This is a genomic window from Enterobacter sp. PGRG2 (assembly GCF_030291195.1).
Classification (GTDB): domain Bacteria; phylum Pseudomonadota; class Gammaproteobacteria; order Enterobacterales; family Enterobacteriaceae; genus Enterobacter_D.
On record NZ_CP127837.1, the window covers coordinates 1,076,411 to 1,084,794 of the forward strand.

Below are 8,384 nucleotides of genomic sequence, written 5' to 3' on the forward strand. Positions count from 1 at the left end.
GTTAACCCTCAATGCACCTCTTTTACGCGAACCTTCGCGGCCACCAGTAGCGCTGTTAACAGCATCAGGCTGCCGGAGATAACCAGCGGCGAGAGCAGGCCGAGGTTATCGAGGGCATAACCGCCAACAGCGGCGCCACAGGTATTGGCAAGCTGGATCACCGCCACCTGAAGTGATCCGGCTTTTTCTGCCTGATCGGAAAGCGAACGGGTGATCCACGTCGACCAGCCCACCGGCACCAGCGCAAAGCCTAAGCCCCACACCATCGCAATGGCGGCGGCCACGATCTTATTACTGCCCCACAGCATCAGCACCAGCGCACTGACCGCCAGCAACAGCGGCGCGCAGGTCAGCGCCAGCTTCAGCGATCTTTTCAGGAACAGCGATGACATAGACGTGCCGACAAAACTGGCGATACCGAAGCTCAGCAGCACCAGCGTCAGGCCGTCCACGTCGAAACCGGCCATGCTCATATATACCGGACGGATGTAGGTAAAGAAGGCGAACTGCCCGGCAAAAGCCATGAAAATGGCGCACATCCCTGCGAACACGCCGGGACGTTTCAGAATGCCGAACATATCCTGTTTGTGCTGCATCGGTTCGCCCGGCAGCGACGGCAGCGCTTTCCAGACCCAGATTGTGCAGATGACGCCCATCACAGCGGCGGCATTAAACACGTTACGCCAGCCAATAATGCCGCCGAGGAAGCTGCCCAGCGGGGCTGCGATCACCAGCGCAATGGACACCGCGCCGAAGATCACCGACAGCGCTTTCGGCACGGTGCGCGCCGGCACCAGTCGCATGGTCAGCGAAGCGGACATCGCCCAGAAGCCGCCGAGCGCGACGCCCAGACAGGCGCGACCCAGCAGCATCAGCGTGAAGTTGTTGGCAAAGGAGACCAGCAGGCACGAAAGGGTCAGCAGCACGGAGAATAAAATCACCACGTAGCGCCGATCGATAGTGCGAATGGTCTGGGTAATAAACAGGCTGGCAAACATGGCGACAAACGCCGTCACCGTGACGGACTGCCCGGCCACGCCTTCAGAAATGCCTAAGTCCTGCGCCATCGGCGTTAACAGGCTGACCGGCAGAAATTCCACCGTAATTAAGCAGGCCACGCAAAACGCGACGGCAAACACTGCCGACCAGTTTGGTCGCTGCTGTCCTTCTTTATGCTCATTCATGTCGTCCCCTGCGTCGGTATTGGCGAGAAAGTTGCGCAGTGTAACATTCTGAGTGTGACGTATTTAACGTTTTAGCAACTTTAGTGCGGATTCAGGGTTTCCCCTCACCCNAGGGGTGAGGGGAAAAATCAGTGCAGCCAGTGCACGCCGTCGTCCGGCATAAAGAGCGCGTTATAGCGTACCTGGAAATTATTGATTTCCGCCACGTCCGGCTCCAGCTCGCGCAGGAAGCCGAGCGCCTGACGCACCTGAGCGTCGGTCAGCGGGGCGGCAAGGCGGGCTTTTTTCAGCAGACGGTACCAGTACTGGAGGTTTTGCTCGCTGGCATCGACAATACATGCCTGCCACACCAGCAGCACCTGCGCGGCATTTTGCAGATGTGCTTCATCCGGGCGCGCCAGATACTGAATGTACTCCGCACCGGCGGCTTTTCCCATCTGATCCAGCATCGATTCCACCGGCACCGGCGTGATGCCGAGCCGTTCATTCAGACGGCGCACCGCCCGACGGGAATCTGATGTTAATACCCTAAATCCCACGACAAACACGACGACCAGCGTCGCCAGCGTTAACCAAATCATGAAAGCTCCAGCACCTTTTGCGAGCGCTTATCATAAGGGTAAACGCGGCGACGTACAGCCTCAGTTTATGCCGTAATGCCGGTGGTGACCGTGAAACGCCGGGTTTCCTGGGGCGCCAGCATCAGCAGGCTACCGTTACGCTCTGCCGCCAGAAATCCTTCCGGACGACAGGTCGCCGGCAGGGCAAAGGCCGCTACCTGCTGATCGCCGTTATATAAGATCCAGCGCGTGACATAATTGAACTCGGCGCTGGAAAAGCGGGTGACAAAGGTGGTGCCATCCGGCCCGGTCATCCTGAATTCCGGCGTCGCGGTGTAGCGATCGAGTTTATCGGCAAAGAAGACGATTTCCGGATCGTAAAACTGCGGCTCGCTTAGCGTTGTCAGCGTGGCCTTACCCTGTCTGATGCGTTCGTTAAACGCCAGCCACTGTTCGGTGGGCTTCACGTGCGCCGGAACAGACTCCCGCAGCGCCAGCGCCTCATCCGGCAGGTTCTGGCTGAACGCCGCCTGGGGTACATAGGCGTAATTCATATGGCACATGTACTGCAACGGCATCGCCACCGACGCCAGATTGGTCACCGCCATATGGATGTCGAACAGCGCGCTGGCGCTATGCAGCGTGACCGACGGCTGCGCCTCGTAGTGATGCCCGAAGCCCATCACATACTCGTAGCGCCCGCCGATACGCAGTGCCTCGCCGTCCAGCTCCAGCCAGGCGTCGTCCATCGCCGCGCAGGCCATTTCACCGTGCAGCGGGTGATTATCTTCCGGCGACGGGCAGCCGTTTGCCAGCAGCCCGGAGTGGAAAGCGAAACAGCCGTAGGTATCGACGATCTCTTTGGCCGGTTTCGGCTGGCGGAACATGTTTTTCATGGTCAGGTCATGACCGTCAAATTCCGCGTCCCAGATCATCTGCCCCAGCCACGGCAGGATCACCAGATGCCCGCGCGTGTTCGCCACTTTCAGCCCTTCCACGCCGCTGGCGTAACGAAAAGCGGTGACACTGAAGTCGCTGTTTTCCAGCAGGATTTTCGGCTGCGCGGTAAATAACTCACGCCACAGTGTCAGTCGCGTTGCCATGAGGAGCCTCCTTATTAACCACTTTCGATTCACGCCAGAAATAGATGCCGACATAGACAAAGCACAGCATGGAAACCACGAAGGAGAGTTGCAGCGAATGGAACAGGTCCGCCGCATAGCCCTGCACCGCCGGGACCACTGCCGCGCCGACAATCGCCATCACGATCACCGCACCCGCCATTTCCGTGTGCTCGTTATCGACCGTGTCCAGCGTCCCGGCATAGATGGTCGCCCAGCATGGTCCGAACAGAATGCTCACCGCGACCGCCACGTAGACCGCGGTAAAGTTTGGCGCGAGCGCCACATAGGCCAGGAAAAGCGCGCCAATCACCGAATAGAGGATCAGCACTTTTTCCGGGTTGAAGCGGGTCATCAGGAGGTTGGCGACAAATTTACCGATAAAGAAGCAGATGAAGCTGTAGACCATAAAGTTAGAGGCATCGCGCTCGTTGATGTCACCTAACTCCAGCGCCAGACGGATAGTGAACGACCACACCGCGACCTGCATACCGACATAAAGGAACTGCGCGATAATGCCGCGACGGAAGCGGGCGTTACCCGCCAGATAGCGCAGCGTGTCCATTGCCGACGGGCGCTGGCGTTGCGTGGTCTGCGCCACTTTACAGGTCGGGAAGCGCGTCAGCATAAACAGCACCATGACCACCACCAGCACCATAATCATGTACTTATAGGGTTCGAGGGTGTTTTCCAGCATCAGCACTTTAAAGTCATGCATTTGCGCGGCGTTCATGCCCGCCATCTGTTTTTCCAGGCTGTCGCCTTCGGAAAACACCAGATATTTGCCGAGCAGAATGCCCGCTATCGCGCCAACCGGATAGAACGTCTGGCTGACGTTAAGGCGCAGGGTAGCGTGGGATTTTGGCCCGAGCATTGAGCTGTAGGTATTGGCGGCGGTTTCAAGGAAACTTAAGCCGATGGCGATAGCGAAGATCGCAGCGAGGAACATGGTGTAGGTGGCCATGTGCGACGCCGGGAAAAATAACGTACAGCCGACAATATAGAGCGTCAGGCCGATTAAAATCGCCATCTTATAACTGCTTTTCTTAATGACCAGCGAAGCCGGAATAGCAATTAAAAAATACCCGCCGTAAAACGCGCTCTGCACTAAGGCAGAGGCGAAATTACTTAATGAAAATACGCTTTTAAACTGCGTAATTAATATATCGTTTAACGCAGCAGCGCATCCCCATAACGGGAACAGGCAGGATAACAAAATAAACTGGAACAGAGGGGTTTTATTCAGATACCCGTCGGGCATCTGAACGATGTTTTTATCGTTCATAGTGCTACCTTTTACGTTGCAGGGTTTATTATTATTCGTTTAACGCCAGAAACTCATTGAATTGCTCAATGCTGGGATAAGACGACTGGGTGCCTTTGCCCGTTACGCTGAAGGCGGCGAAACGCGAGGCTTTTCTCATGGCGGCTTCGACATTACCGCTCTGGACGTAATAGTGGGCAAAGCAGCCAATAAAGGCATCGCCTGCGCCGCTGGTATCAATCGCATTCACTTTGATGGCCGGAACATGCACGTCGCTATCCCGCGTCATCCACAGCGCGCCTTTCTCGCCCATGGTGACGATAATATTATTCAGCCCTTTGTCGATCAGGCTGCGGGCCGCCAGACGAATATTATCAAGGTGATCAACCGGCATACCGGTGAGAATTTCCAGTTCGGTTTCGTTCGGCACGAAGAAATCACATTTGCAGGCATAGGACATATCTAATTCACGCAATGCCGGGGCGGGATTCAGTAAGACTTCGATGCCGTGTTTTTTACCAAACTCAATGGCGTGATAAACCGTTTCCAGCTGCACTTCGAGCTGTAAAACGATGAGCTTACATTTTTTCAGGTCCTCCGCCGCGCGGTCGATATCTTCCGGCGAGAGGAATTTGTTCGCGCCCTTAATAATCAGAATACTGTTGCTGGAATTCGGATTAACAAAAATCGGCGCCACGCCGCTGCTGGTGCAGGGCACTTTTTCAACGTAAGTAGTGTTGATGCCCCAGGACTCCAGGTTACGGATAGTGTTGTCGGCAAAAATGTCATCGCCCACTTTGGTCAGCATCAGCACTTTCGAGTTGAGCTTCGCCGCTGCCACCGCCTGGTTTGCGCCTTTGCCGCCGCAGCCGATTTTAAACGCTGGCGCTTCGAGGGTTTCGCCCTCTTTCGGCATCTGGTGGGTGTAGGTGATCAAATCCACCATGTTGGAGCCGATGACTGCAATATCCATTTTTACTACCTCTCTGAAACAATCACATAACAATGATATTATCGTAACATTAACATGTTATTTTAGTATCATTTGTGACTTGTCTCGCGATTACAGGAACATTTTACGCGCCGTTATTCCCGCTTTCCGGGGAAAATGTTACTTTAGGAACATCAGCGTTGAGGCCTGTATTGCGGAGAAAGTGAATGGAAACCAAGCAGAAAGAGCGAATTCGTCGGCTGACGGAGCTGCTCAAAAAGACCGATCGCATCCATCTGAAGGAGGCGGCGCGTATGCTGGAAGTTTCTGTGATGACCATCCGCCGCGATTTCAGCCAGGATGACGAGCCGCTGCCGCTGGCCCTGCTGGGGGGGTATATCGTGATGGTGAATAAGCCCGCCGCCCCGTCTGCCAGCCAGCCTGCCGCGCCGGTGGCCGGGCATCATCGTGACGATGTGCCGATGGCGATCCTCGCCGCCGGGCTGGTAAGCGAGAACGATGTGGTGTTTTTCGATAACGGCCCGGAGATGCCGCTGGTCATCAGCATGATCCCCGACGACATCGCCTTTACCGGCATTTGCTATTCCCATCAGGTATTTATGGCGCTTAACGCCCGGCCCAACACCACCGCCATGCTGTGCGGCGGCACCTATCGGGCGAAAAGCGATGCGTTTTACGATCCGGTGAATGCCTCGGTTCTCGATTCACTCAACCCGCGCAAAGTCTTTATTTCGGCCAGCGGCGTGCATGCGCAGTTCGGCGTCACCTGGTTTAACCCGGACGATCTGCCGATGAAACGCAAAGCCATGGAACGCGGGCTGCGCAAGATTTTACTCGCGCGTTATGCGCGCTTTGATGAGGTGGCGCAGGCGAACATTGCGCCCCTCGCCGCTTTTGATGTGCTGATCAGCGACCGACCGTTACCGGCGGATTACCCTGACCGCTGCCGTAACGGCTTTGTGAAAGTGCTCACTCCCGGCAACGGGAGTGAGTGAATCGCGGTTTACTCGAAAAACAGCCCCAGTTTGTTGAACACGCCGGGATCCGTCTGATGGCGGATCACCTGCACCACATCTTCCAGCTTGTCGATCTGGCTTATCATCTGCTCCAGACGCTGATCGTTGGCGACCAGTAGCCAGATGCGGCTCCGCTCGCCGCCCTGTAGCGGCAGACAGAGAATGCCTTCGACGTTAAAGGCGCGCCGGGCGAACAGGCCGCAGACGTGGGTCATTACGCCGGGATGGTTACGGACGGTGAGTTCAAGGATCACATTGTCATGTTCGGAATGTTGCATGGCTTATTCTCCCACCATCTCAGTATTGGCCGCGCCCGGCGGCACCATCGGATACACTTTTTGTTCGGCGTCGATACGCACGTGGATCAGCGCCGGGCCAGGGCGGGAAATCGCCGCCTGCAAGGCAGCCTGCGGATCCGCTTCGCCATTTAAATCACAGCTGTAGAGCCCGAATCCGGCAGCGATCTGCATAAAGTTCACCATACCCGGATAGGTGGCGGCAAACACGCCCTGCTGATAGAACAGGCTTTGCTGCTGATGCACCAGTCCCAGCGCTTCGTTATTCATCAGAATGATTTTCACATTAAGGTTATTTTCCGCSGCSGTGGCCAACTCCTGAATGTTCATCATCAGGCTACCGTCACCGGAGAAACACAGCACTTTGCGGTCCGGGTTCGCCAGCGCCGCGCCAATGGCGGCGGGCAGACCAAAGCCCATGGTGCCGAGGCCGCCGGAAGTCAGCCACTGACGCGGACGGTTCAGCGGGTAAGCCTGCGCCGTCCACATCTGATGCTGACCCACATCGGTGGTGATAATGGCGCTGTCATCCACGCAGGCCGCTGCCGCGCGGATAATACCGTAATGGGAAAGCGGATCGTCCATCCCCGGCATGTTTGCCGGAAACTCCTGTTGCAGCTGCGCCACCAGATCGCGCCAGGCCGCGCGCGGCTGCGCCTCGATTTGCGGGATCAGCTCCGCCAGAACCTCGCCGACATCTCCCTGAATGGCGATATGCGGCTGACGGATTTTGCCCAGCTCCGCACGATCGATATCGACATGAATAATTTTTGCGTTCGGGCAGAACTGTTCGGCTTTGCCAATCGCCCGGTCATCAAAACGCGCCCCCAGCACGATCAGCAGATCCGCTTCCTGCAAAATAAAGTTGGTGCTGCGCGCGCCGTGCATCCCCAGCATCCCCAGCGATAACGGGTGCGCTTTCGGCAGCATGCCGAGGGCCATCAGCGTCATGGTGGTGGGCAGATTAGCTTTTTCCGCCAGCGTGCGTACCGCCTCCGGCGCGTTGATCACCCCGCCGCCGAGATAGAGCACCGGGCGCTGCGCCCGGTTAATCATGGTCGCGGCATCACGCACGCTTTGCGGTTCAAAGGCCGGGGCTGCCGCCACGCCGCCTGGCTCAGGCAGCTCGCTCAGTTCGATTTCAGTGGTCTGAATATCCTTGGGAATATCTATCCACACCGGGCCGGGACGGCCTGACTGCGCGATGCGGAAAGCGTCGCTTATCACCTGCGGCAGTTCGCGGATGTCACGCACCAGATAGTTGTGCTTGGTGATGGGGATAGAGATGCCGTAGGTGTCCACTTCCTGGAAGGCATCGGTGCCAATCATTGAGGAGGGAACCTGACCGGTAATGCACACCAGTGGAACCGAATCGAGACGCGCGTCAGCAATGGCGGTGACCAGGTTGGTCGCGCCCGGCCCGCTACAGGCCATGCACACCGCCGGTTTGCCCTGGGTGCGCGCCATGCCCTGGGCGATGAAACCGGCGCCCTGCTCATGACGGGCGAGCACATGGCGGATCTGCGTGCTCTGGCTTAATGCGTCATACAGCGGCAGCACGGTGCCGCCGGGAATGCCGGTCACGATGGTGATGCCCTGGCGCTCCAGTAAATGAACGATTAATTGCGCGCCGGTAAAGCGCTTTGTCTGTGATGTTGTGTCCGAAATTGCCATGCTCCAGTCCTGTTCTTCTGGGCCGACTTTCCGGGGAGGTCATAATAAAAAACCCCGCCCGGTTTGCGCCGGCGGGGTTTGGAATCGTGTGTTCCGGACCCTACGGCGCGATGCCGACGACCACCACCACACGCACGACGACCACCGCGGCGAATGGCGCGGTATTTAGTAGGGTCGAGGTCAGCATGGATGGGTGCATTAGGGTTCTCAGTTCATTTTTTAACAGGATTCATACAAGCACAGGATGCCGCCGGTGACAATGGTTTTGTGCGGCGGGGGGTGAAAATGCGTGAACGATCACGATTTTCTGCAACCTG

At 57.0% G+C, this 8,384-nt stretch carries 9 protein-coding genes; 1 reads left to right on the forward strand and 8 read right to left on the reverse strand.

The features are described from left to right. Nucleotides 1–8 precede the first annotated feature (8 nt). The 5 genes from nepI to rbsK all read right to left on the reverse strand — a co-directional run bounded on the left by nepI (nucleotide 9) and on the right by rbsK (nucleotide 5,102). Nucleotides 9–1,184 (reverse strand): purine ribonucleoside efflux pump NepI, encoded by a 1,176-nt coding sequence (nepI, locus tag QRD42_RS04610; RefSeq protein WP_321988288.1) that lies wholly within the window; start codon nucleotides 1,182–1,184, stop codon nucleotides 9–11. Between the two features lie 128 nt (nucleotides 1,185–1,312). Beyond that, nucleotides 1,313–1,765, reverse strand: coding sequence for a DUF1198 family protein (locus QRD42_RS04615; protein ID WP_318362516.1), 453 nt, complete (start codon nucleotides 1,763–1,765; stop codon nucleotides 1,313–1,315). Nucleotides 1,766–1,830: 65 nt separating this feature from the next. After that, entirely contained in the window at nucleotides 1,831–2,847 is a 1,017-nt protein-coding gene (locus tag QRD42_RS04620) for an aldose 1-epimerase family protein (protein ID WP_321988289.1), read from the reverse strand. Further along, complete coding sequence (fucP, locus tag QRD42_RS04625) at nucleotides 2,819–4,150, reverse strand: L-fucose:H+ symporter permease (RefSeq protein WP_088221228.1); 1,332 nt, start codon at nucleotides 4,148–4,150, stop codon at nucleotides 2,819–2,821. Before fucP ends, QRD42_RS04620 begins: the two co-directional genes overlap by 29 nt. Before the next feature lie 31 nt (nucleotides 4,151–4,181). Beyond that, entirely contained in the window at nucleotides 4,182–5,102 is a 921-nt protein-coding gene (gene rbsK / locus QRD42_RS04630; protein WP_072570953.1) for a ribokinase, read from the reverse strand. Between the two features lie 185 nt (nucleotides 5,103–5,287). Here rbsK and QRD42_RS04635 point away from each other — a divergent pair, with 185 nt between their 5' ends. Beyond that, nucleotides 5,288–6,076: a DeoR family transcriptional regulator gene (locus QRD42_RS04635; RefSeq protein ID WP_318362513.1), complete on the forward strand. Its 789-nt coding sequence runs from the start codon at nucleotides 5,288–5,290 to the stop codon at nucleotides 6,074–6,076. 8 nt (nucleotides 6,077–6,084) lie between these two features. On the opposite strand, the gene ilvN is transcribed toward QRD42_RS04635, so the two are convergent. The 3 genes from ilvN to ivbL form a co-directional block, all read right to left on the reverse strand. Beyond that, on the reverse strand, nucleotides 6,085–6,375 hold the full coding sequence (gene ilvN / locus QRD42_RS04640; protein ID WP_321988290.1) for an acetolactate synthase small subunit: 291 nt from the start codon (nucleotides 6,373–6,375) through the stop codon (nucleotides 6,085–6,087). Between the two features lie 3 nt (nucleotides 6,376–6,378). After that, nucleotides 6,379–8,067 carry an acetolactate synthase large subunit gene (gene ilvB, locus QRD42_RS04645; protein WP_318362512.1) on the reverse strand — a complete coding sequence of 563 codons (1,689 nt, stop codon included), beginning with the start codon at nucleotides 8,065–8,067 and terminating at the stop codon, nucleotides 6,379–6,381. 100 nt (nucleotides 8,068–8,167) lie between these two features. Beyond that, a complete protein-coding gene (ivbL, locus tag QRD42_RS04650; RefSeq protein ID WP_072570946.1) occupies nucleotides 8,168–8,266 on the reverse strand; it encodes an ilvB operon leader peptide IvbL in 99 nt (32 codons plus the stop codon). Between the last annotated feature and the right edge of the window lie 118 nt (nucleotides 8,267–8,384).